A 22,767-nucleotide genomic window follows, 5' to 3' on the forward strand; every position below is an offset into this window, starting at 1 on the left:
TGTCAAATGATTTGTGCAAAAACCGATCTAAGCCAAAACAAATTTTGGTAAGAGAGGTTATCGCGGTTAAGATGGCGGGGATTCTAACAGCATTTTTATACCAATGCTAATAATTATCCGCGAAAGGCACACTTATTCCTTACAACCCGCGGATAGATTTTTGACGTCTATTTGCAGCACCTGTCAGAGAAACAGTATAGGGTTAGCTGTCTTATGGTGATATTCCGAGGTTACAGTGAGTAAACGACTACTCAAGTCTGGCATGATCGTCAGTGCTATGACATTTATTTCCCGCGTTCTTGGCCTAGTTCGTGATGTTGTAGTGGCAAATTTAATGGGGGCAGGAGCAAGCGCAGACGTCTTTTTCTTCGCCAATAAAATTCCTAATTTTTTACGACGTTTGTTTGCTGAAGGTGCTTTTTCCCAAGCGTTTGTACCCGTTTTAACGGAAAGCCATGCTCAAGGCGACATGGATAAAACTCGGGAGCTCATTGCTCGTGCAGCGGGCACATTGGGGGTGATAGTCTCAATTGTTACCATCTTAGGTATTCTAGGTTCCGGTGTGGTGACTGCACTGTTTGGTTTTGGTTGGTTCCTAGACTGGATGCATGGTGGTCCCGCGGCTGAGAAGTTCGAACTTGCTAGCGTGATGCTCAAGATTACCTTTCCTTATTTATGGTTCATCACTTTTGTTGCCCTATCGGGAGCCATTCTCAATACACTAGGTAAGTTTGCGGTTTCTTCGTTTACTCCCGTCTTCCTCAACGTAATGATCATTTTGGCAGCATGGTTTATCTCGCCGCAGATGTCACAGCCAGAGATTGGTCTTGCCATCGGTGTTTTCCTTGGTGGTTTGGTTCAGTTCTTATTTCAAATCCCTTTCCTTATTAAAGCGGGGGTTATGGTTAAGCCGAAATGGGGCTGGCGCGATCCGGGCGTGGTGAAGATCCGAACCTTAATGATTCCTGCTTTGTTCGGTGTGTCGGTAAGCCAAATCAACTTGTTGTTTGATACTTTTATTGCCAGCTTTCTGCAAACCGGTTCGATCAGTTGGTTGTACTATTCAGATCGCTTGTTGGAATTCCCGTTAGGTCTGTTTGGTATTGCTATTGCAACGGTGATTTTACCAGCATTATCACGCAAGCATGTTGACGCACAAAATGAAGGATTCGCACAAACCATGGACTGGGGGGTGCGCATGGTGATCTTACTTGGCCTTCCTGCAATGCTTGGTTTGATGGTACTGGCAAAACCTATGTTGATGGTGTTATTCATGCGAGGTGAGTTTTCGCCACAAGACGTACATCAAGCATCATTGTCACTCTTTGCTTACGCTTCAGGCTTGTTGAACTTTATGCTGATTAAAGTGCTTGCTCCGGGTTATTACTCGCGTCAAGACACCAAAACGCCAGTGAAATACGGCATCATTGCGATGGTGACCAACATGGTATTTAATGCAATTTTTGCGTACTTCTATGGCTACGTTGGCTTGGCTATCGCGACAGCACTATCGGCATTTGTGAATATGGCACTGCTGTATCGTGGCCTGCACATCGCAGAGGTATACCAAATCACTAAGCGAACCGTCTTCTTTATTATACGTTTAGCTATTGCTGGCGCGGCGATGGTTGCGGCAATCTTATGGCAACTGGAAGATATGTCAGTATGGCTGGGCTGGAGCTTTGCTCACCGAAGCGCGGTGCTAGGGATGTTGATCGGTTTAGGAGCAGTGGTTTACCTAGTGGTTCTATTTTTAACTGGTGCGCGTTTAAAAGACCTAAAAGCTGGGACAGACTGAGGGTGATTAGTATATAATCCGTCAGTTTCACACAGTGTAAAGTAAAACAGAGGCAGAAAGCAGTATCCAATGGAACTGATTAGAGGCATTCACAATATCAACCCGCGACATCATGGTTGTGTGCTGACTATTGGCAATTTCGATGGTGTCCATAAAGGCCATCAACAAGTATTGCAGCAAGTGTCTGAGCAAGCGGACAGGCTATCCTTGCCTTCTGTTGTGATGACCTTTGAACCTCAGCCGATGGAGCTGTTTGCCAAAGACAAGGCACCTGCAAGGTTGACGCGATTACGCGATAAGTTCGTGCAATTGAGTAAGCTCGATATTGACCGCTTACTGTGTGTCAATTTCAATCGCCATTTTGCAAGTTTAACCGCGGAAGAGTTTATCCGTGACTTGTTGGTCGAGCGTTTGGGTGTTAAGTTTCTTGTCGTTGGTGATGATTTCTGCTTTGGCAAAGGCCGTACAGGTAACTTTGCAATGCTGCAGGAAGCAGGGGAAAAATACGGCTTTGATGTCGTAAGTACCCAGAGCTTTTGTTTACAACAATTACGTGTCAGCAGTACGGCTATCCGTCAAGCGCTGGCGCGTGACGATTTGCATTCCGCGCAACAGATGCTGGGAAGAAACTACAGCATCAGCGGTCGTGTTTCTCACGGAAGAAAGCTAGGTCGAACCATTGGGTTCCCTACTGCAAATATTCCTTTGAAACGCTGTGTTTCTCCGGTTTCCGGAGTCTATGTTGTTCAAGCGCTTGGCTTAGGAAATAAGCCAGTTGGTGGTGTTGCTAATATTGGTCAAAGACCAACCGTCAATGGTGTTCGCCAACAGTTAGAAGTGCACTTATTCGACTTTCATGCCAATTTATATGGCAAGCAACTAGAAGTGGAACTTTTGCATAAACTTCGAGATGAGCAAAAGTTTGAGTCGTTTGAAGCACTTAAACAACAAATCGAATTGGATGCTGAAGCAGCAAGGGTGTGGCTGCGTCAGCTTAAGCGTTGAGCGGTTTATTCCACCGTTCAACATAATGTCTAATTTTCGCCCAATATAACGGAATTAAGAATCGATGAGTGAGTATAAAGATACCCTGAACTTACCTGAAACAGGGTTTCCAATGCGCGGCAACCTGGCCAATCGTGAGCCAGAAATGCTTAAGCGTTGGTACAAAGAAGATCTTTACGGTGAAATCCGTAAAGCTAAGAAAGGCAAAAAGTCATTCGTATTGCACGATGGCCCTCCTTACGCAAATGGTGACATTCATATTGGTCACGCACTAAACAAGATTCTTAAAGACATTATTATTAAATCCAAAACACTTTCAGGTTTTGACGCACCTTACATCCCAGGCTGGGACTGCCACGGTCTACCAATCGAATTAATGGTAGAGAAGAAAGTAGGTAAGCCAGGCCAAAAAGTGACAGCAGCGGAATTCCGCGAGAAATGTCGTGAATACGCAGCAGGTCAGGTTGAAGGTCAGAAAGAGAGCTTCAAGCGTCTTGGCATCATGGGTGAGTGGGACAAGCCATACCGCACTATGGATTTCGCAACTGAAGCGAACATTATTCGTGCTCTTGGTAAGATCGCAAGCAATGGTCACCTGCTAAAAGGTTTCAAACCTGTTCACTGGTGTACAGACTGTGGTTCTGCTCTTGCTGAAGCGGAAGTAGAATACAAAGATAAAGTATCACCATCTATCGACGTTCGTTTTAAAGCGGCTGACGAAGCGGCACTGCTATCTAAATTTGAACTGACAGAAGGTCATGAAGGTCACGGTGACGTATCTATCGTTATCTGGACAACAACACCTTGGACACTGCCTGCAAACCGCGCAGTATGTCTACGTGATGATCTAGAGTACGTGCTTATCCAAACAGAAGGCGACAACGCTGAGCGTATCATCGTTGCTGCTGAGCTGGCGAAAGACGTAATGGACCGTGCGGGTATCGAGCACTTCCACAACCTTGGCTTTGCTAAAGGTGCGGACCTAGAGCTTTCTCAATTCCAACACCCATTCTACGATTTCACTGTACCGGCGATCCTTGGTGATCACGTTACGACTGATTCAGGTACTGGTGTTGTTCACACTGCTCCTGGTCACGGTCAAGAAGACTTCGCGGTTGGTAACAAGTACAACCTAGAAGTAGCAAACCCAGTTGGCTCAAACGGTGTTTATCTACCAGATACAGAGCTATTTGCTGGTCAGCACGTATTTAAAGCGAACGATGCAGTAGTAGAAGTACTAAAAGAAAAAGGTGCACTACTACACCACCACGCTTACGAGCACAGCTACCCACACTGTTGGCGTCATAAGACTCCAATCATCTTCCGTGCTACGCCTCAATGGTTCGTTTCTATGGACCAAGCTGGCCTACGTGCTAAAGCATTAAAGTCAATCAAGAATGTAGAGTGGATGCCTGAGTGGGGTCAAAGCCGCATCGAAGGTATGATCGAAGGTCGCCCTGAGTGGTGTATCTCTCGTCAACGTACTTGGGGTGTGCCAATTGCTCTGTTTGTTCATAAAGAAACAGCAGAACTTCATCCAAACACGCTAGAGCTGATCGAGAAAGTAGCGAAGCTGGTTGAAGAGAAAGGCATTCAAGCATGGTGGGATGTAGATGCCGCTGAACTACTAGGTGCTGACGCTGACCAATACGAAAAAGTGCTAGATACGCTAGACGTATGGTTCGATTCAGGTGTCACTCACTTCTCTGTTGTTGATGCTCGTGAAGAGTACAACGGCAACAGTGCAGACCTATACCTAGAAGGTTCTGACCAACACCGTGGTTGGTTCCAGTCTTCTCTAATTTCATCTATTGCGATGAAAGACGAAGCGCCTTACAAACAAGTACTGACACATGGTTTCGTGGTTGATGGTCAGGGGCGTAAGATGTCTAAATCTATCGGTAACGTGGTTGCGCCAAAAGATGTAACTAACAAGCTAGGTGCTGACATTCTTCGTCTATGGGTTGCTTCAACAGACTACACTGGTGAAGTTGCGGTTTCTGATGAAATCCTAAAACGTAGCGCAGATGCTTACCGTCGTATCCGTAACACAGCGCGTTTCTTCCTTGCTAACCTAAGCGGCTTCAACCCTGAAACAGACATCGTTCCTGTTGAAGAGATGGTTGCGCTAGATCGCTGGGCAGTTGGTCGTGCGCTAGCAGCACAAGAAGAGATTGTTAAAGCATACGAAGAGTACAACACACACGGTGTGACTCAGCGTCTAATGCAATTCTGTTCGATCGAAATGGGCTCTTTCTACCTAGACGTAATTAAAGACCGTCAGTACACAGCAAAACGTGGCGGCAACGCTCAACGTAGCTGTCAGACAGCACTTTACTACATCGTAGAAGCGCTAGTTCGTTGGATGGCGCCAATCATGTCGTTCACTGCAGATGAAATCTGGAACGAAATGCCAGGTCAACGCGACAAGTTCGTATTCACTGGTGAGTGGTTCGACGGCCTATTCGGTCTTGCTGAAGGTGAAGAGCTGAACAACGAATTCTGGACTGAGATCCAAGCGGTTCGTGGTGCGGTTAACAAACTTCTAGAAGATGCGCGTAAAGAGAAAACCATTGGTGGTGCACTACAAGCTGAAGTGACTCTATTTGCTGATGACGCACTAGCGGCGAAGATCAACAAACTTGAAGATGAACTGCGCTTTGTTCTACTAACCTCTGCTGCGAAAGTTAAGCCTCTAGGTGAGAAGACGGATGCAGCACAAGCGACGGATATCGAAGGCTTGTTTGTTGAAGTAGCAGCAGCTGAAGGCGAGAAGTGTGACCGTTGTTGGCACCACACGCCAGACGTAGGCACAATCGAAGGTCACGAGAAGATCTGTGGTCGTTGTGTGTCTAACGTAGACGGCGAAGGTGAAGTACGTAAATTCGCGTAATTGCCTAGAACGACTGAACTTTTTTTAAAATTAACAGCCCCAGTATTTACTGGGGCTGTTTGTAGGTAAAGTAATGAGTGAAAAAGCACTGACGTTAAAGCAATCTGGAGTTCGCTGGCTGTGGTTAGCAATTCTGGTATTTATTGCAGATATTGGCATCAAATTGGTGGTGATGGACAACATGGGCTACGGATGGGCAAACCGAATTGAGGTGTTGCCATTCTTCAACCTACTTTACGTTCATAACTACGGTGCCGCTTTCAGCTTCTTGAGCGATCAAGCTGGTTGGCAGCGCTGGTTATTTACAGGTATCGCGTTTGTTGTTACGGGTCTTTTGACCTACTGGATGAGTAAGCTTCCAGCAAAAGAAAAATGGAACAACATTGCTTATGCACTGATTATTGGTGGTGCAGTGGGCAACGTGTTTGACCGCGTCGTTCATGGCTTTGTTGTTGATTACCTAGACTTCTTCTGGGGTAACTACCACTGGCCAGCATTCAACCTTGCTGACATGGCGATCTGTATTGGTGCGGCAATGATTATTCTGGATGGCTTCCGTAAAAAAGACGCTGACAAGTAATCTTTTGCGGTATATCGAATAACCCTAAGCGTCGTCCGTTGATTCGAGCGACGCTTTTTATTATGTTGGAGCGCCAATCAGCATATCAATGTATAAAAAGACCAAGCTGACAGCGTAATAACCCAAGAACAAGGAAGCATTAACGTGACAACAATAACCAATGAATCGGTAGTAACCCTTCACTTTACGATTAAAATGAAAGACGGATCGGTTGCAGATAGTACTCATAACATGGGTAAACCAGCGAAATTTGTTATGGGTGATGGCAGCTTGAGTGAAAACTTTGAGCAGTGCTTGATAGGCCTTGAAACAGGCGCACAAAAAGCGATTGAGCTAAAGGCAGAAGACGCGTTTGGTATGCCAAACCCTGATCATATTCACTATATGGATCGCACTAAATTTGTAGGTGATGCAGAAGTGGAAGTTGGTACAATCATGGCCTTCAGTGGCCCTGATGGCATGGAAATCCCGGGCATTATTACAGAGATTGCAGGCGATTCAGTCACTGTGGACTTCAACCATCCTCTAGCGGGACAAGACGTGACTTTCGAAGTTGAAATTTTGTCAGTAGAATAGCGAACCAAATAAAAGATAACTTCCATGAGCAATGAAATGAAAATCCTGTTAGCTAACCCACGTGGTTTCTGTGCTGGTGTTGACCGCGCGATTAGCATCGTAGAGCGTGCGCTAGAGATGTATCAGCCACCGATTTATGTGCGTCATGAAGTGGTGCATAACCGTTTTGTGGTTGAAGGTCTCAAACAGCGTGGTGCTATCTTCGTTGAAGAACTGCACGAAGTGCCAGACAACAACATTGTGATTTTCTCCGCTCATGGTGTATCGCAGGCAGTTCGTCAGGAAGCCAAGCAGCGTGATTTGACCGTATTTGACGCAACGTGTCCTTTGGTAACCAAAGTGCATATGGAAGTGGCGCGTGCGAGCCGTCGTAATATGGAAGTGGTTCTGATTGGTCACGCAGGTCACCCTGAAGTCGAAGGTACGATGGGGCAATACGCCAGTGAAACCGGTGGTATGTACTTGGTTGAAACTCCAGCCGATGTTGAGAAACTGAAGGCGATTGTGAAAGATCCATCCGATCTTCATTACGTAAGCCAAACGACGCTTTCTGTCGATGAAACTGCCGATGTTATCGAAGAGCTACGCCGCGTGTTCCCAGATATCCAAGGTCCACGTAAAGACGATATCTGTTATGCGACACAAAACCGCCAAGATGCCGTACGTGAATTAGCTGGTGACGTAGATGTGATGGTTGTGGTGGGTTCTAAAAACTCATCAAACTCTACACGTCTTAAAGAGCTAGCTGAAAAGTTAGGGACACCTGGCTACTTAACCGACTGTCCGGAAGATATCAAACCTGAGTGGTTTGAAGGCAAAACAAAGGTCGGCGTGACTGCGGGAGCATCTGCTCCGGAAGAGCTCGTTAATCAGATTCTAGAGCGAATCAAAGAACTCGTTGGTGCCGAAGCGGTTGATGAAGTACTTGGCCGTGAAGAGAATATGTTCTTTGAAGTACCTAAAGAACTGCAAATCAAGCAAGTGGATTAGTCTCTATTTATCGAATATTCAAAAGGCGACCTGTGGGTCGCCTTTTTTACATCTCTCTTAACTCATTTAGGTAATCACGAATTTGGTCTTTTCCTAAACCATCGATAATCATATCAGACATCTTCGTGATTCTTCGCTCAAGCGATTGAGCAACCTTTTCGCAATGTGCGTACATGTCTTCATCAGAACCATAGGTCGGAAAAGCATCAACTTGCCAGTTTACTCGAACGCCCCCCGCAAGCGACTGAGGAGCGGTTTCTTGATGTAAAGAATCACAGAGAATAATAACGATGTCGGGAAGAAACTGAGTTCGCTCCTCCCATGAATGCGTGTGGATATGCGGAATGGGGAGTTGGTGGTCATCTAAATATTTTTGCACCACTGGGTGCACCTTGCCTGTGGGATGTGAGCCTCCACTGGTGACACTAAAATCTGCTGGCAGGATATTGGTTGCGATTGACTCCGCGAGGACGCTTCGTCCAGCGTTGTGCTTACATATGAATAAAACTTTATACATCATCGCCTCGTCTTTTCAGAGCGTCCTATTTATACGCTAGCGGAAACTCAGCGATGATGTGTGAAGTTTTTGTGTTAGTGGCTAATGCCGAGCATCTCTTTGAGCACCTTTAAGTAGCGGCGGCTTACTGGTATCTCAAAGCCTGTTTTGGTGATGATTTCCGCTAACCCATTTTCCAGTAACTTGATTTCGCTAATCGCTTTAATACTGACTAAGTATTGACGATGGCAGCGGACTAGAGGGGTTTTCTCTTCCAACGTTTTTAATGTCAGTTGGGTGCTCGCGGTTTGGCTGGTGGAGCGTACATGCAAGCCGCTGATATCACTGTAAGCACATTCCACCGTGTCGGTGGTCATGATAACGATGCGGTTGTGTCCGATGCACGGTATCTGATCCAACGTGTCAGGTGTAATAGCAGACAGTTGTTGCGTTAGGGCGGATTGGCTAATGACTTTGTTTAGTCGTTTGACCGTTTTAGTTAACCGGCATGGGTCGACAGGTTTGAGCAAGTAATCAAAGGCATTGTCTTCAAATGCTTGAATCGCATACTGATCATAAGCCGTGACAAAAACCACATAAGGCATGGTTTCTGGATCAAGCATCCCAAGTAATTCAATCCCCGTGACTTGAGGCATTTGGATATCGAGAAACACCACATCAGGCTTGAGTTCATTGATTTTTTTTAGGCCAAGGATTGCGTTTGAGGCATCGCCCACGACCTCAACTTGGCCTGTTTCATCCAGTAACTCTGCTAGCTCTTCACGAGCAAACTGTTCATCATCAATGACGAGTGCGGTTAACATCCAACATTACCTTTATTGCTTCAGCGTGCTTTTATGATTTTGGGGGAATGATAAAGCTCATTTTAGTAAATTGATGTGGCTCGCACGTAATTTTTAGCGCTGCATCACGTCCAAATTGATTAGTGAGACGTTTGTCGACAATTTCTAAACCTAGCCCTGAGTGGTTTTCTTTTGGCGGTTCAAAACTGCCTGCGTTGTCTTCGACGGTAATCAAGTGACCTTGTGGGTGTGCTTCGCTGTATATATGAACTTTACCACCTTCAAGCATGTTTGAAATGCCATGCTTAATGGCGTTCTCAACCAAAGGCTGGAGTGTAAAGCTTGGTAATTTGATGTCCAGCAATTCAGGTTGAATATCGATTTTAACCTCTAAGCGGTCCGTAAAACGCGCTTTTTCGATGCTCAAGTACGAGTTCACATGTGCAAGCTCTTCCTTTAACGTCACGGTATTAATGTTCTGCTTTAAATTGCTGCGGAAGAAGTGCGATAGATTTTGGATTAGCTCGCGCGCTTTGTCAGGGTCACGACGAGTAATCGCACTAATAGTATTGAGTGCATTAAACAAAAAGTGTGGATTCACCTGAGCGTGAAGCAATTTTATTTCTGCTTGGGCGAGTAAGGCTTGTTGTTGTTGGTAATCGCCATAAAGGATTTGGCTAGATAGAAGCTGGGCTATTCCTTCCGCCATCGACATGTTGGCCGTCGAGAACAATTTACGCTTCGGTTCATACAGCTTTATGGTACCAATGACCTCTTTCCCTGCACGCAGTGGGATGATCAGCGCAGATCCGAGCTTGCAATCTTTTGCAATGGAGCATTGGTATGGACGCTCCGCGCCATCAAGATAAATGATGTCGTTTTTCTCCATGGAGTCTAATGTGCTTTGCGATGAAATCGGCGTGTTTGGTTTATGGTGATCATCGCCAATGCCCACAAACGCTAAGATTTTTTCTTGGTCAGTAATCGCGACAGCGCCCACTTTGGTTTCTTCGTAAATAATACGTGCGATTTTCTCTGCGTTTTCGGTGTTGAAGCCGTTGCTTAGAATTCCCACTGAGCGATCAGCAATGGTGAGCGCTCGACGCGAAAACGTCGCAGAAAACTTTTCAAAGATTGCTTTTCTGTCTTGCAGGATACTCATGAACAACGCCGCACCAAATGAATTCGCGATGATCATAGGCGCTGCAATAGCGGACACCAGTTCATAGGCTTGATCAAAAGGTTTCGCGACGGCGAGCAGCAAAATCATTTGCACCACTTCTGCAACAAACGTGACGCTGAATACGACGCTTGGATTAAACAGCAATGCGCCTTTATTTCGCTTGATAAGGTAAACGTGGAGCAAGCCACCAATTACGCCCTCGGCGGTGGTTGAAATTGCGCAGGCTAGGTCAGTAAAGCCACCAAGAGAGTATCGATGAATGCCACCAGTAAATCCGACGGCGAAACCTACAACAGGTCCACCAAACAGCCCGCCCATAACTGCGCCGATCGCACGAGTATTGGCAATAGCATCGTTGATGTGCAGGCCGAAATAGGTGCCGAGAATACAAAAGCCAGAGAAGAGTACGTAACAAATTAGGCGGTGGCTTAAGCGCGAAGAAATACTCAGCAAAGGTAAGATGATTGGCGTTTTACTTAGCATGTAAGCCAAAACTAAGTACACACACATCTGTTGTAAAAGGGAGATGACCAGTTCCATAGTGAACCTAACCTAGAATCAATGTTGTTATTGTATACCTAAGTAACCTCAAGATGCTTGGCTCAGATAGATAAGAACAGCTAAGTAAATGATGCTGCGCTGTGCTTTCTGAACCTTAAAGTGACTTGGGTATAAAACAAAAAGAGCCTGCAATTGGCAGGCTCCTATCTTAGTCACTCAGATGTGACGAGTATTACGCTGTTTCTGATACGGCTTGTGGTTTCTCTTCGTCAGCCAGTTCAGTTTCACCTTTACCCTTAGAGGTTTTGATAACGTAACCTGTCACAGCTAGGGCAAACACAATACCTACGATAGTTGATAGTTGCATTGGCAGACCAAAACCTAGCGAGCTGTTGTTTAAGATGAACGTGACACATACCGTGGTCATGAAGATAGCTGGGATAGTGGTAATCCAGTGCAGCTTGTTGTGACGCAGTAGGTAAGCGGACGCAGTCCAAAGCATCATTACCGCTGTTGTTTGGTTTGCAAAACCGAAGTAGCGCCAGATAATGCCGAAGTCTACTTGAGTTAAGATACCGCCGATAACGAACAGTGGAAGTGCCATCAGTAGACGGTTACGTAGCGTTTTTTGTTCCATGTTGAAGTATTCAGCAAGGATCAAGCGGCTTGAACGGAACGCTGTATCGCCAGACGTAATTGGTAGGATAACCACACCCAGGAACGCAAGGATACCACCGAACACACCTAGCAGACCAAATGATGCGCTGTATACCACGTTACCAGGGCCACCGTTTTTCACAGCTTCTGATAGAGCGTCTAGAGAGCCGAAGAAAGACAGAGCGATAGCACACCAAATTAGCGCGATAACACCTTCACCAATCATTGCACCGTAGAATACGAAGCGACCGTTTTTCTCATTTTCCATACAACGCGCCATCAGTGGAGACTGAGTTGCGTGGAAGCCAGAGATAGCACCACATGCAATAGTGATGAACAATGCAGGCCATAACGGCATGTCATTTGGGTTGAGGTTAGAGAACATGTCCGAAACTTGGAAGTCACCCATTACTGTGTGTTCGCTAGAGAAAGCAACGGCTGTCATTAGGCCAACAGACATAAAGATAAGTAGGGCGCCAAACAGTGGGTAGAAACGACCAATGATTTTATCGACAGGAACAATCGTCGCAATGATGTAGTAAGCAAAAATAGCAATAACCATTGTAGTCATGCTTACGCTCAAGCTTGTTTGATCATTGATGAGGTTAGTAATCATGCCAGCAGGGGCTGAAACGAACACTACGCCAACTAGAAGCAATAGGACAATGGCAAAAATATTCATAAAGTGTTTTGCGCCATTACCTAGGTAGCGACCTGTAATGGTAGGTACAGATGCACCGCCGTTACGCACTGAAAGCATGCCTGAGAAGTAATCGTGTACTGCACCAGCAAAAATACAACCGACTACAATCCAAAGCATCGCCGCAGGACCGTATAGTGCCCCCATGATCGGGCCAAAAATTGGACCAACACCTGCGATGTTAAGTAGTTGAACTAGGTAAACTTTCTTTGTTGACATTGGAACGAAGTCAACACCGTCCGATTTGGTGTGAGCTGGCGTTTGGCGTTTTTCATTGATGCCGAAAATCTTCTCGACGAAAGCGCCGTAGATGAAGTATCCGCCGATTAGGGCTGCGACACAGGTTAGAAACCACATCATAGCAATTGTCCTTGGTCTTAGTTGGGTAGGGTAATTTTTTAATCTCAGGATGCATGTTATGCGTCACTTGTGTTAAATGCATTCGGTTAGTAGATGAGTGGTCGAATAGAGCACTGAGTGGTCGATATGCTGCTTGAGCGGTTTTTAAAAATGGCGAAAGGTTGATGACAGTCTTGAGCGGCTGATTTGAGTCATCAGTGGTTAAATCTGCAAGCTCAGCGGCAAGCGCCAATAATTAGTGGTAAGCTTATTTTTGAAAACAATTACTTAAGGAAGAACCATGAAAAAGGTAACGGTAGGTCTGGCACTGGCTTTACTTGCAGGATGCACAGCAACGACAGCAGATCTTGCCAAGTCGGGAGATTGGCATCAGATCGGATATCAAGATGGCATAACCGGACACACATCGCGCACGATGAGCGAGCTTCGTGAATTGGGTAGTGTTAAGCAAAGTGACTACGACCAAGGTTATTTAGAAGGTTTACGTGAGTACTGTAATCCTGCTTTTGCGTATCAAATGGGGTTATCTGGTCAGTATTACGAAGGGGTTTGTGAAGGTACTGAGCAAGCGCAAAAATTCCGCATGGAATGGCAACGTGGTTGGAATGAATACTCAAATTAATAGTCAATAAAGCCGTTGTTACACTGTCTGCATCACATAAATGTGGCAAAGTCTTCCTTGTTAAACTATGTTCATATTGCTTGATAGTGAGCACAGAAAAAAGGAATCACATTATGTCAACGCAAATGGCTGGTGGCTGGAGTCCATTTCATGAACTCACAGCAGAGAATAAAGAAGTATTTGCTAAAGGTATCGAGGGGTTTGTCGGTGTCAAATACTCCCCTTTGGTTGTGGCTACTCAAGTCGTAGCCGGACAAAACTATGCGTTTTTCTGTAATGCAGAAGTTGTCTACCCTGGAGCACAACCATACCCAGCAATGGTTCATATGTTCAGCGACCTTGAAGGTAAAGTCGGTATTACTCACATTGAACGATTGAACTACTAAATTAAGCCATAAAAGGCGCCTGACTTTTAAATAAGTGAGGCGCTTTATTGATTAAGATTGATTCGCTTGATCGATCACGACTTTTCTTAAATATCCTTGCTTGGCGTTCAGTTGCTCAGTCGCGCTTTCTTTATCCAGCCCGGTTAAAATCATCAAAATAGCTAACTTGGCGTCGTAGTCCGTTTCTTTGAGCGCCGTTTTAGCCTCTTGGTTAGTACAATCTGTTGCTTGCATAACAATACGAGCCGCTCTTGCAACTAGCTTTGCATTCGTCGCTTTCACATCTACCATTAAGTTCTGATAACTTTTGCCCAGGCGAATCATGCTTGCGGTAGTGAGCATGTTTAGTACGAGTTTTTGTGCCGTCCCTGATTTTAAGCGAGTGGACCCCGTTAACGCTTCAGGTCCAACAACGGGGCTAATCGCAATATCGGCAATATCTGCAATCGGAGAGTCAGGGTTACAAGATAGTGCTACAGTGGTGGCACCAAGCTTGTTCGCATACTCTAAGCCACCAATCACGTAAGGTGTTCGTCCACTTGCCGCAATACCAACGACGACATCGCGTTGTGTTAGCGTATTCTCTTTAAGATCTTGCTCGCCTAATGTAGGGTCGTCCTCCGCCCCTTCTTTTGCACGGAACATTGCCTCTTTTCCACCGGCAATAATACCAACGACCATCTCTGGATCTGTGCCAAAAGTTGGTGGGCATTCTGAAGCGTCCAAAACGCCAAGTCGACCACTGGTACCCGCACCGATGTAAAACAACCGACCTCCGACCTTAAATGCTTCCGTGATCTTATCAACGGCTTCAGCGATCTCAGGCAATACTTTTTCAACGGCAAGAGGAACGAGTTTGTCCTGTTGGTTGATGCGTTGAACAATATCGAGAGAAGGCAGCAAGTCGATGTCCATGGTGTCTGGATTTCGCCCTTCAGATACCAGATGGGATAAAGCTGCGATAAGTGCATCGTTCGTCATAATGAATTAAGCCTTTTTGTTTAGGATCTATTGCCCTTAATTTTTTGAATAGAGTACACCCAGTGAAGCGAGACGACTTGCCCCCGTAACTTCCGGTAAGTTGCTAGGGAGGCCGTGAATATGGCGCTGCGCAAGCCAAGCAAACGCCATTGCTTCCATGTAATCGCCATCAACACCTTTTTCTGCCGTTGTCGCAACGCTCCATTGTGGCAATAACTTGGCCAGTCGTTGCATCAAAAGCGGGTTTCTTGCTCCACCGCCACAGACCAATAGTTGAGGTGTGATGCCATGAGAAAACTTGTCGACTTCGTTGGCAATGGTAATTGCAGAATACTCGCAAAGTGTACGTTGTACGTCTTCGATTGGTAACTTGTGATGGACCATTTGTTGATGCAGCCAGTCAATATTGAACAGTTCTCGTCCGGTACTTTTAGGGGCTGGCATGGTGAGGTAAGCTTCTTTGAGTAATTGAGTCAACAAAGTAGCGTTTACCGTTCCTTTAAGTGCAAATTGTGCATCTTCGTCGAAGCTTTGCCCTTTATGCAGCGCACACCATGCGTCCATCAACATATTGCCCGGGCCTGTGTCATAGCCAATGACTGGTTGTTCTGGATGCAGTACAGAGATATTGGCAATGCCTCCAATGTTAAGCACCACAGTTGTGGAATCCTGCATCGCAAAAATGCTTTTATGGAAAGCAGGGACGAGTGGGGCACCTTGTCCACCTAGCGCCATGTCTTTACGACGAAAATCCGCTACCGTATCAATGCCTGTCTTGACCGCGATAATGTTGGCATCGCCCAATTGAGTGGTAAACGGCAAGTTTCCGGTAGGCTGATGGAACACTGTTTGACCGTGATTACCAATCGCACGAATTTGCTCTGCGACGTAACCAGACTTATTGAGCAGCTGTAACACAGCATCTGCAAATAGGTGGCCGAGCTGATGGTCAAGTTCACCTATGGCTTTTAAATTTGTTGCTTGACCGGTACAAACAGATAACAGCATGTCTTTTAGTGCTGCGGGCATTGGGTAGTCGTCGTGCGCAATCAGGCGAACATGCTCATCGCTTATTTCAACTAGAGCGGTATCAACACCATCCATACTCGTCCCAGACATCACACCAATGTACAGTTCGTTAAATTTCATAGCCGATCTCGTCAATTCTTCATTCACTTATTGTAAAGCAAATCTGAAGCGAATAACCTCATCGAATACGAGATATTCAGCCGATTTTGAGGAGAAAACATGGGACCGTTATGGGTTGACGTTGCGGGGTATGAACTGACCGCTGAAGACAAAGAAATCTTGGAGCATCCTACGGTTGGTGGCTTAATTCTATTTGCTCGCAACTATCATGATAGCGAACAGCTTCAAGCACTTACTCAATCCATCCGAAAGGCGTCTAAGCGCCCGTTTTTGATCGGTGTGGATCAAGAAGGCGGCCGAGTGCAGCGCTTTCGTGAAGGTTTCTCATTAATTCCTGCTGCTGATGAGTACGCTAAACATCAAAATGGTGAAGAGCTTGCTCGTATGGGCGGTTGGTTAATGGCCGCAGAGCTGATTGCCCATGATATTGATTTAAGCTTTGCCCCGGTACTTGACCAAGGCCATCAATGTAAAGCGATCGGTAACCGCGCATTCGGTGAAGATGCCGATACCATTCTTCGCTATAGCACTGCATATATGCAGGGAATGAAGAGTGTTGGCATGGCAACGACAGGCAAGCACTTCCCTGGACATGGTGGCGTGATTGCAGACTCACATCTAGAAACACCATACGATGAGCGCAGTGATATTTTTGAACAAGATATGGCGATCTTCAAAGCGCAAATTGATGCCGGTATTTTAGATGCCATGATGCCTGCTCACGTGATTTTCCCACATTATGATGCTCAACCAGCCAGCGGTTCTGAATACTGGTTAAAACAGGTCCTGCGTCAGCAATTGGGTTTTAAAGGTTTGGTTTTTTCGGATGACTTGACCATGGAAGGCGCTGCGATTATGGGCAGCCCAGCCGAGCGAGGTGCTCAAGCATTGAGAGCTGGTTGCGATATGTTGTTAATGTGTAATAAACGAGAAGCGCACGTTGAGGTATTAGACAACTTACCGGTTTCAACCGTGCCACTCGCGGATGGATTACTGAAAAAACAGTCATTTTCTCCAAGCGAACTTAAGCTATCTCAAGAGTGGAAAGCGGCGAGTGAAGCGATGAAACGCTTGACTAGCTAAACCTCTTGTAAAAGATTCAAAACAGCGATGAGAAGCCAAAGTTAATTATGCTTTGGCTTTTTATTTGACTGTAAACCAAAGTTTACACTAAATGTTTTTTATTCTGTACGCTTGTTTTTCTTTTTTAGCCTGTTATCTTGTCGTTAAAGCTTAGTTGTCTCACCAAAGGTTTGGTTGGGTGTAAAAATAAATATACAGGTTAGAGTTATGCAGAAAAGTGAGTTGAGCAATATTAATATTATCGAAGAACAGGTTCTTATTACTCCGGAGGAACTAAAAACCAAGCTTCCTTTGAGTGAAAAAGCACGTCGCTTTATTCAAGAGTCTCGTCAAACTATCGCTAATATTATTCACAAGAAGGATCACCGCCTGCTTGTTGTATGCGGTCCATGTTCTATCCACGACGTAGAAGCGGCGAAGGATTACGCAAAGCGACTTAAAGCACTCTCTGAACAACTAAGTGACCAACTGTATATTGTTATGCGTGTTTACTTTGAGAAGCCGCGCACCACGGTCGGCTGGAAAGGCCTGATCAATGACCCACACCTAGACGGCAGTTTCGATATTGAACACGGTCTGCATGTTGGACGCGAACTTCTGGTGGAGTTGGCAGAGATGGAAATCCCGCTCGCGACTGAGGCTCTAGACCCAATTAGCCCACAATACTTGGCGGATACTTTTAGCTGGGCAGCCATCGGTGCTCGTACGACGGAGTCACAAACTCACCGTGAAATGGCAAGCGGCCTGTCTATGCCAATTGGTTTTAAGAATGGCACCGATGGCAGTTTGGCAACCGCAATTAACGCGATGCAAGCTGCGTCCTCTAGCCACCGTTTTATGGGAATTAACCGTGAGGGACAAGTCGCACTGTTAACCACCCAGGGCAATGCTAATGGACATGTGATCTTACGTGGCGGTAAGCAAACTAACTACGATTCGGTATCAGTCACTGAGTGTGAGCAAGAGATGGCGAAATCTGGTCTTGATGCTTCATTAATGGTGGATTGCAGTCACGCCAACTCACGTAAAGATTACCGTCGCCAGCCATTAGTCGCGGAGGATGTGATTCATCAAATCCGTGAAGGCAATAAATCTATTATCGGTCTTATGATTGAAAGCCATATCAATGAAGGAAATCAATCTTCTGACTTAGCTCTTGAAGAGATGAAATACGGTGTATCTATCACTGACGCATGTATCAATTGGGATTCAACTGAGGCACTATTACGTCACGCACATGAAGAGCTAGTGCCTTTCTTAGAAAATCGTCTAAAGGCTAATTAATACAGGATTTAAGGAACATCAATGGCAGTTGAACTTAACGCATTACGCGATCAGATTGATGCAGTCGACAAGCAAATGTTGGAGCTATTGGCTCAGCGTTTAGCGCTCGTAGAGAAAGTTGGGGAAGTAAAAAGCGAACATGGTTTGCCAATTTATGCTCCAGACCGCGAAGCGGCGATGTTAGCTTCTCGTCGCGCTGAAGCTGAAAAAATGGGAGTTCCTCCACAGCTTATTGAAGATATTCTGCGTCGAACAATGCGTGAGTCTTATGCCAGCGAGAAAGATTCCGGTTTTAAGTGTTTGAACCCTGATTTACGCTCAGTTGTTATTATTGGTGGTAATGGTCAATTGGGTGGCCTCTTTGGGCGTATGTTCAAATTGTCGGGCTACCAGGTCAAAGTTCTCGGCAGTAAAGACTGGGATCATGCGGATGAGATTCTAGACAACGCGGGTTTAGTCGTGGTCACGGTGCCGATTCATCTAACGGAAGGGGTGATCGAAAAACTGGGGAACTTGCCGCAAGACTGCATTCTGTGTGACCTGACTTCTATCAAGTCGAAGCCTCTGCAAGCAATGTTGAATGTGCACCAAGGTCCTGTAGTTGGTTTACACCCAATGTTTGGCCCAGATGTTCCGAGCCTTGCCAAGCAGGTTATTGTGTACTGTGATGGTCGTGGTCACGAGCATTACCAATGGCTATTGCAACAGTTTGGAATTTGGGGCGCAAGCTTGTGCCAAATCGATGCACAAGAGCACGATCATGGCATGACGTTGATTCAGGCGTTGCGCCACTTCACGTCGTTTGCTTACGGTATGCACCTAAGCAAAGAGAACCCGAACATCGATCAGTTGTTGAAGTTAAGCTCGCCAATCTACCGCCTTGAATTGGCGATGGTGGGACGACTGTTTGGTCAGGATCCGAACTTGTACGGTGATATCATTTTCTCTTCTCAAGAGAATATCGATATGATCAAGCGATTCCATCAGCGTTTAGGTGATGCGGTAGCGATTCTGGATAGCAGAGACAAAGCGCGATTCATCGAAAGCTTTAAGCAGGTGAGTGATTGGTTTGGTACTTATTCTCAACAATTTATGAATGAGAGCCAAAACTTACTCAAACAGGCGAATGATAATATTCATCGCGGCTAATCACGGGTCATTTAGCCGTGCAGAGTCCGAAACAAAAAGAGCAGCGTAAGCTGCTCTTTTTCGTGTTGATGGACAAATCAGTTCGTCGCAGTATTACTCGTATCTTCACTTGATACTGTGTTGATACTGGTATCGCGATAGGGTGAATTGGTTAAATTGACTTGTAGGCGTACAACGTTATCAATCAATTGAACCAAAGGTCCCCATTTCACTTTTTTCTCTTTTTCAAAGACGTCATTGAAGTTTTCTGGTGTCCACTCCATTAAGTATTGAGGGTTGAGTGCTCGTCCGAGGAAGCGTACTTCATAGTGCAAGTGTGGCCCTGTGGAGTTGCCAGAGTTACCGCATTGAGCAATGATGTCGCCTTTACTAACAAACTGACCGCTTTTCACTTTGAAGCGTTGTAGATGAGCAAAGGAGCTCATAAAGCCAAATGAGTGACGAATGGTGACATAGTTACCATAACCACGATTGCTCGGGCGAACGGTTTCCACCACACCGTCAGCCGGTGCCAGGATCTCTTCTCCTCTTTTACAAGTCAGATCGATACCAGTATGAACATGCCTCTTACCTGAAATCGGATTAATACGACTGCCGTAAGAAGAAGAAATACGTTGGTATGTGACTGGACTGTCATTTGGTATCAAACGGAACATCGTCGCGCGAACAGCAGAATCGATAGCGGCTGCGTCAATTCGCTCCTCTAACCCCATGCTGTTCTCATCGATCATCAACTCTTCGTCTGCGAGACCTAAAACCGATTCAACGTCGAATACCCGTTTGCCCAATAGCTGAATTTGATTGTTTTTGTCCGTCAAAGATTGGGAAAGCGAATGATTGGTATCAAGCTGTTCTTCGTAAAGAGCCGTCACTTCGGCCTTTTCACTTTCCAGTTTGGCGATGATTTGTGTTAGTTCGTCTTTATTGTGCATCTGCTGCTGATTAAGGTACCACGCGCCACCAACGACGGCGGGTAATGCCAATACTGAAGCAAATACTGCTAGGACCGAACTGCGGCCCAAATAGAACTGCTGATCGCCGTCTTTCGTCGGGATCTGCATGATGATTTTTTTAGACATAGTTATTGTTACTTAAATAGGCGTTCATTTATTTTTCTCCTAAAAACCAGAGAGGTGCTCTAACTCTCGATTCAGAAGGTCGTTATTGCCTACATTCAATTCTATAAATCGTTTTAGTTGGCTAATGCTTTCGATGTCTATCTTAGCGATCTTCAACCTAACCTCACACTTAGAGACATTCACAATTTGCGCTTTTAACGTAATCACTTGTTCGGATTGATCAAATGAAAAAGTCACATGGACTGGAAGGGTTGGATCCAAAGCCTCAGTCTCTTCCACTTTCATGAGTAAACCATGCAAGGAAAGATCTTGAATCCTAGCTTCAATTACCAAGTCACGTTGTTCTATCTTAGCTGGAGCTTGATGGAGAATACGTGAAAAGCGTCGTCTCTCTGTCATATGAATATTCTCGTCAGGTCGTCAAACAGAATTGAATAGTATATCAATACGAACAAAAAATGTTCGATTGTTGTTTGAAAAGTGTCGAGGTCGCTACAGAGTGACGTAAGTGCTATGTCATGTTCTTAACGAACGAGACGGGCTAATGAGCTCTTTTTATAACAAAGAAAACAAAGGCCGCTATGATAGCGGCCTTTGTACAAATTACAATCAAACTTTGTGGGTTGCGATTACTTCGCAATACGCTTGTATTTGATACGGTGTGGTTCTGCGGCTTCAGGACCCAATGTTTTCTTCAACCAATCCATGTACTCTGTGTAGTTACCTTCGTAGAAGTTAACTTGGCCTTCGTCACGGTAGTCAATGATGTGGGTTGCGATACGGTCAAGGAACCAACGGTCGTGCGAGATAACCATTGCACAACCAGGGAACTCTAGTAATGCTTCTTCTAGAGCACGCAGTGTTTCAACGTCAAGGTCGTTGGTTGGTTCGTCGAGTAGCAACACGTTACCGCCCGCTTTAAGCAGCTTCGCAAGGTGGACACGGTTACGCTCACCACCCGATAGTTCACCAATAATCTTTTGTTGGTCACTGCCTTTAAAGTTAAAGCGTGAACAGTATGCGCGAGCTGGGATTTCGAAGTTGTTGATCTTAATGATATCAGCACCTTCAGAGATCTCTTGGAATACGGTTTTAGAATCGTCCATGCTGTCACGGAACTGATCGACCGATGCCAGTTTTACTGTATCGCCCATCTCAATTGTGCCCGAGTCTGGTTGTTCAGTACCACTTAACATCTTGAATAGCGTCGATTTACCTGCGCCGTTAGCACCGATGATACCAACAATTGCACCTTTAGGGATGCTGAATGACAGGTCATCAATCAGAACACGACCGTCAAATGACTTGGTCAGGTTCTTCACTTCAATAACCTTATCACCTAGACGCTCACCAGGTGGGATAAACAGTTCATTGGTTTCATTACGTTTTTGGTGATCAGAGCTTTGCAGTTCTTCAAAGCGAGCCATACGTGCTTTTGACTTCGCTTGACGACCTTTAGGGTTTTTACGTACCCACTCAAGCTCTTTCTCGATAGTCTTTTGGCGAGCACTCTCTTGGGAGGCTTCTTGTTGTAGACGAGCGTCTTTTTGCTCCAGCCATGAGGTGTAGTTGCCTTCCCATGGGATACCTTCACCACGGTCCAGTTCTAAGATCCAGCCCGCAGCGTTATCCAGGAAGTAACGGTCGTGGGTGATGGCTACTACGGTACCTGTGTAATCCACTAAGAAGCGCTCTAGCCAAGCCACTGATTCTGCATCTAGGTGGTTGGTAGGTTCATCAAGCAGTAGCATGTCTGGCTTAGAAAGTAGCAAGCGACAAATAGCCACACGGCGGCGTTCACCACCTGATAGGTGCGCAATTTTTTGGTCCCATTCAGGTAAACGTAGTGCGTTTGCTGCACGCTCAAGCGCATTTTCTAGGTTGTGGCCATCTTTCGCTTGGATAAGGGCTTCTAGCTCGCCTTGCTCTTTTGCAAGTGCGTCGAAGTCTGCATCTGGTTCAGCGTATGCTGCGTAGACTGCGTCCAAACGTTTCAGAGCGTCAGCAACGTCAGCAACCGCTTCTTCAACAACTTCACGAACGGTTTTTGATTCGTCTAATACTGGTTCCTGAGGTAGGTAACCTACGTTTAGACCAGGTTGTGGACGCGCTTCACCGTCGATATCCGTGTCGATACCTGCCATGATACGTAGCAGTGTGGATTTACCTGCACCGTTCAGACCTAAAACACCGATTTTCGCACCAGGGAAGAAGCTCAGAGAGATGTCTTTAAGAATTTGACGCTTAGGTGGCACAATTTTGCTCACCCGCGACATGGTATATACGTATTCAGCCATTGCCGATCGTTCCTAAATTAACTGTCATTCAAACCCATCATTTTATACCAAGTGCTTTGTTTTTGTTACCGCATTGCAAGAATTTCCCTAACGAATGGATTTCTTATTTTGAGCTGACCGGAAACTTACACGGTTAGGGTATACACTTTTGTTATTCGTTAAGAATGACGAAGTGTTTTCTATGCGAGTTAGAAA

20 protein-coding genes are annotated in these 22,767 nt (G+C 45.6%); 11 read left to right on the forward strand and 9 right to left on the reverse strand.

Annotation, left to right across the window (positions count from 1 at the left end):
- Positions 1-235: 235 nt before the first annotated feature.
- The 6 genes from murJ to ispH all read left to right on the forward strand — a co-directional run bounded on the left by murJ (position 236) and on the right by ispH (position 7,842).
- Complete coding sequence (murJ, locus tag R7093_RS17830) at positions 236-1,798, forward strand: murein biosynthesis integral membrane protein MurJ (protein WP_064353635.1); 1,563 nt, start codon at positions 236-238, stop codon at positions 1,796-1,798.
- Positions 1,799-1,867: 69 nt separating this feature from the next.
- Positions 1,868-2,803: a bifunctional riboflavin kinase/FAD synthetase gene (gene ribF, locus R7093_RS17835; RefSeq protein ID WP_005381933.1), complete on the forward strand. Its 936-nt coding sequence runs from the start codon at positions 1,868-1,870 to the stop codon at positions 2,801-2,803.
- A 64-nt stretch (positions 2,804-2,867) separates the two neighbouring features.
- Positions 2,868-5,696, forward strand: a complete 2,829-nt coding sequence (gene ileS, locus R7093_RS17840; protein ID WP_318146761.1) for an isoleucine--tRNA ligase — start codon at positions 2,868-2,870, stop codon at positions 5,694-5,696.
- 73 nt (positions 5,697-5,769) lie between these two features.
- Entirely contained in the window at positions 5,770-6,276 is a 507-nt protein-coding gene (gene lspA / locus R7093_RS17845) for a signal peptidase II (protein ID WP_005385948.1), read from the forward strand.
- A 144-nt stretch (positions 6,277-6,420) separates the two neighbouring features.
- Positions 6,421-6,852: an FKBP-type peptidyl-prolyl cis-trans isomerase gene (gene fkpB / locus R7093_RS17850; RefSeq protein WP_005381922.1), complete on the forward strand. Its 432-nt coding sequence runs from the start codon at positions 6,421-6,423 to the stop codon at positions 6,850-6,852.
- 24 nt (positions 6,853-6,876) lie between these two features.
- Positions 6,877-7,842 (forward strand): 4-hydroxy-3-methylbut-2-enyl diphosphate reductase, encoded by a 966-nt coding sequence (gene ispH, locus R7093_RS17855; protein ID WP_005381920.1) that lies wholly within the window; start codon positions 6,877-6,879, stop codon positions 7,840-7,842.
- 46 nt (positions 7,843-7,888) lie between these two features.
- Here ispH and R7093_RS17860 read toward each other — a convergent pair whose 3' ends face one another.
- From R7093_RS17860 to R7093_RS17875, 4 genes are all read right to left on the reverse strand, one after another.
- Complete coding sequence (locus R7093_RS17860; RefSeq protein ID WP_318146762.1) at positions 7,889-8,362, reverse strand: low molecular weight phosphatase family protein; 474 nt, start codon at positions 8,360-8,362, stop codon at positions 7,889-7,891.
- Between the two features lie 71 nt (positions 8,363-8,433).
- The gene (gene btsR, locus R7093_RS17865; protein ID WP_318146763.1) at positions 8,434-9,162 is read right to left on the reverse strand and encodes a two-component system response regulator BtsR; all 729 of its coding nucleotides are present in this window, start codon (positions 9,160-9,162) and stop codon (positions 8,434-8,436) included.
- Between the two features lie 31 nt (positions 9,163-9,193).
- Positions 9,194-10,864 (reverse strand): sensor histidine kinase, encoded by a 1,671-nt coding sequence (locus R7093_RS17870; RefSeq protein ID WP_213877042.1) that lies wholly within the window; start codon positions 10,862-10,864, stop codon positions 9,194-9,196.
- Positions 10,865-11,057: 193 nt separating this feature from the next.
- Positions 11,058-12,542, reverse strand: coding sequence for a carbon starvation protein A (locus R7093_RS17875; RefSeq protein ID WP_005381914.1), 1,485 nt, complete (start codon positions 12,540-12,542; stop codon positions 11,058-11,060).
- Between the two features lie 280 nt (positions 12,543-12,822).
- Here R7093_RS17875 and R7093_RS17880 point away from each other — a divergent pair, with 280 nt between their 5' ends.
- Together R7093_RS17880 and R7093_RS17885 are read left to right on the forward strand one after the other, a co-directional pair.
- Positions 12,823-13,164 carry a DUF2799 domain-containing protein gene (locus tag R7093_RS17880; protein ID WP_005381912.1) on the forward strand — a complete coding sequence of 114 codons (342 nt, stop codon included), beginning with the start codon at positions 12,823-12,825 and terminating at the stop codon, positions 13,162-13,164.
- 113 nt (positions 13,165-13,277) lie between these two features.
- Entirely contained in the window at positions 13,278-13,550 is a 273-nt protein-coding gene (locus R7093_RS17885; protein WP_005381911.1) for a hypothetical protein, read from the forward strand.
- A 51-nt stretch (positions 13,551-13,601) separates the two neighbouring features.
- Here the strand turns inward: R7093_RS17885 and murQ are convergent, their stop codons facing one another.
- Both murQ and R7093_RS17895 read right to left on the reverse strand, forming a co-directional pair.
- The gene (murQ, locus tag R7093_RS17890; protein ID WP_318146764.1) at positions 13,602-14,531 is read right to left on the reverse strand and encodes an N-acetylmuramic acid 6-phosphate etherase; all 930 of its coding nucleotides are present in this window, start codon (positions 14,529-14,531) and stop codon (positions 13,602-13,604) included.
- A gap of 36 nt (positions 14,532-14,567) precedes the next feature.
- Positions 14,568-15,680, reverse strand: a complete 1,113-nt coding sequence (locus tag R7093_RS17895) for an anhydro-N-acetylmuramic acid kinase (protein ID WP_064377041.1) — start codon at positions 15,678-15,680, stop codon at positions 14,568-14,570.
- Between the two features lie 99 nt (positions 15,681-15,779).
- On the opposite strand from R7093_RS17895, the gene nagZ reads away from it, so the two are divergent.
- The 3 genes from nagZ (at position 15,780) to tyrA (ending at position 19,196) form a co-directional block, all read left to right on the forward strand.
- Positions 15,780-16,763 (forward strand): beta-N-acetylhexosaminidase, encoded by a 984-nt coding sequence (gene nagZ / locus R7093_RS17900; protein WP_213901865.1) that lies wholly within the window; start codon positions 15,780-15,782, stop codon positions 16,761-16,763.
- Positions 16,764-16,970: 207 nt separating this feature from the next.
- Positions 16,971-18,047 (forward strand): 3-deoxy-7-phosphoheptulonate synthase, encoded by a 1,077-nt coding sequence (locus tag R7093_RS17905; RefSeq protein ID WP_005381904.1) that lies wholly within the window; start codon positions 16,971-16,973, stop codon positions 18,045-18,047.
- A 21-nt stretch (positions 18,048-18,068) separates the two neighbouring features.
- Positions 18,069-19,196: a bifunctional chorismate mutase/prephenate dehydrogenase gene (gene tyrA, locus R7093_RS17910; protein WP_213901866.1), complete on the forward strand. Its 1,128-nt coding sequence runs from the start codon at positions 18,069-18,071 to the stop codon at positions 19,194-19,196.
- A 77-nt stretch (positions 19,197-19,273) separates the two neighbouring features.
- On the opposite strand, the gene R7093_RS17915 is transcribed toward tyrA, so the two are convergent.
- The 3 genes from R7093_RS17915 to ettA all read right to left on the reverse strand — a co-directional run bounded on the left by R7093_RS17915 (position 19,274) and on the right by ettA (position 22,572).
- Positions 19,274-20,275, reverse strand: coding sequence for a M23 family metallopeptidase (locus tag R7093_RS17915; RefSeq protein ID WP_005381900.1), 1,002 nt, complete (start codon positions 20,273-20,275; stop codon positions 19,274-19,276).
- 39 nt (positions 20,276-20,314) lie between these two features.
- Positions 20,315-20,674, reverse strand: a complete 360-nt coding sequence (locus R7093_RS17920) for a PilZ domain-containing protein (RefSeq protein ID WP_017636157.1) — start codon at positions 20,672-20,674, stop codon at positions 20,315-20,317.
- Positions 20,675-20,904: 230 nt separating this feature from the next.
- On the reverse strand, positions 20,905-22,572 hold the full coding sequence (ettA, locus tag R7093_RS17925; RefSeq protein WP_005381894.1) for an energy-dependent translational throttle protein EttA: 1,668 nt from the start codon (positions 22,570-22,572) through the stop codon (positions 20,905-20,907).
- Positions 22,573-22,767: the final 195 nt, after the last annotated feature.

The sequence above is a fragment of the Vibrio sp. 1580 genome (assembly GCF_033340055.1).

Coding starts and splice junctions, on each gene's coding strand:
- ribF (WP_005381933.1), top strand. CDS start 1,868: ATGGAACTGATTAGAGGCATTCACAATATCAACCCGCGACATCATGGT.
- ileS (WP_318146761.1), top strand. CDS start 2,868: ATGAGTGAGTATAAAGATACCCTGAACTTACCTGAAACAGGGTTTCCA.
- lspA (WP_005385948.1), top strand. CDS start 5,770: ATGAGTGAAAAAGCACTGACGTTAAAGCAATCTGGAGTTCGCTGGCTG.
- ispH (WP_005381920.1), top strand. CDS start 6,877: ATGAGCAATGAAATGAAAATCCTGTTAGCTAACCCACGTGGTTTCTGT.
- R7093_RS17860 (WP_318146762.1), bottom strand. CDS start 8,362: ATGATGTATAAAGTTTTATTCATATGTAAGCACAACGCTGGACGAAGC.
- btsR (WP_318146763.1), bottom strand. CDS start 9,162: ATGTTAACCGCACTCGTCATTGATGATGAACAGTTTGCTCGTGAAGAG.
- R7093_RS17870 (WP_213877042.1), bottom strand. CDS start 10,864: ATGGAACTGGTCATCTCCCTTTTACAACAGATGTGTGTGTACTTAGTT.
- R7093_RS17875 (WP_005381914.1), bottom strand. CDS start 12,542: ATGATGTGGTTTCTAACCTGTGTCGCAGCCCTAATCGGCGGATACTTC.
- R7093_RS17880 (WP_005381912.1), top strand. CDS start 12,823: ATGAAAAAGGTAACGGTAGGTCTGGCACTGGCTTTACTTGCAGGATGC.
- R7093_RS17885 (WP_005381911.1), top strand. CDS start 13,278: ATGTCAACGCAAATGGCTGGTGGCTGGAGTCCATTTCATGAACTCACA.
- murQ (WP_318146764.1), bottom strand. CDS start 14,531: ATGACGAACGATGCACTTATCGCAGCTTTATCCCATCTGGTATCTGAA.
- R7093_RS17895 (WP_064377041.1), bottom strand. CDS start 15,680: ATGAAATTTAACGAACTGTACATTGGTGTGATGTCTGGGACGAGTATG.
- nagZ (WP_213901865.1), top strand. CDS start 15,780: ATGGGACCGTTATGGGTTGACGTTGCGGGGTATGAACTGACCGCTGAA.
- R7093_RS17905 (WP_005381904.1), top strand. CDS start 16,971: ATGCAGAAAAGTGAGTTGAGCAATATTAATATTATCGAAGAACAGGTT.
- tyrA (WP_213901866.1), top strand. CDS start 18,069: ATGGCAGTTGAACTTAACGCATTACGCGATCAGATTGATGCAGTCGAC.
- R7093_RS17915 (WP_005381900.1), bottom strand. CDS start 20,275: ATGTCTAAAAAAATCATCATGCAGATCCCGACGAAAGACGGCGATCAG.
- R7093_RS17920 (WP_017636157.1), bottom strand. CDS start 20,674: ATGACAGAGAGACGACGCTTTTCACGTATTCTCCATCAAGCTCCAGCT.
- ettA (WP_005381894.1), bottom strand. CDS start 22,572: ATGGCTGAATACGTATATACCATGTCGCGGGTGAGCAAAATTGTGCCA.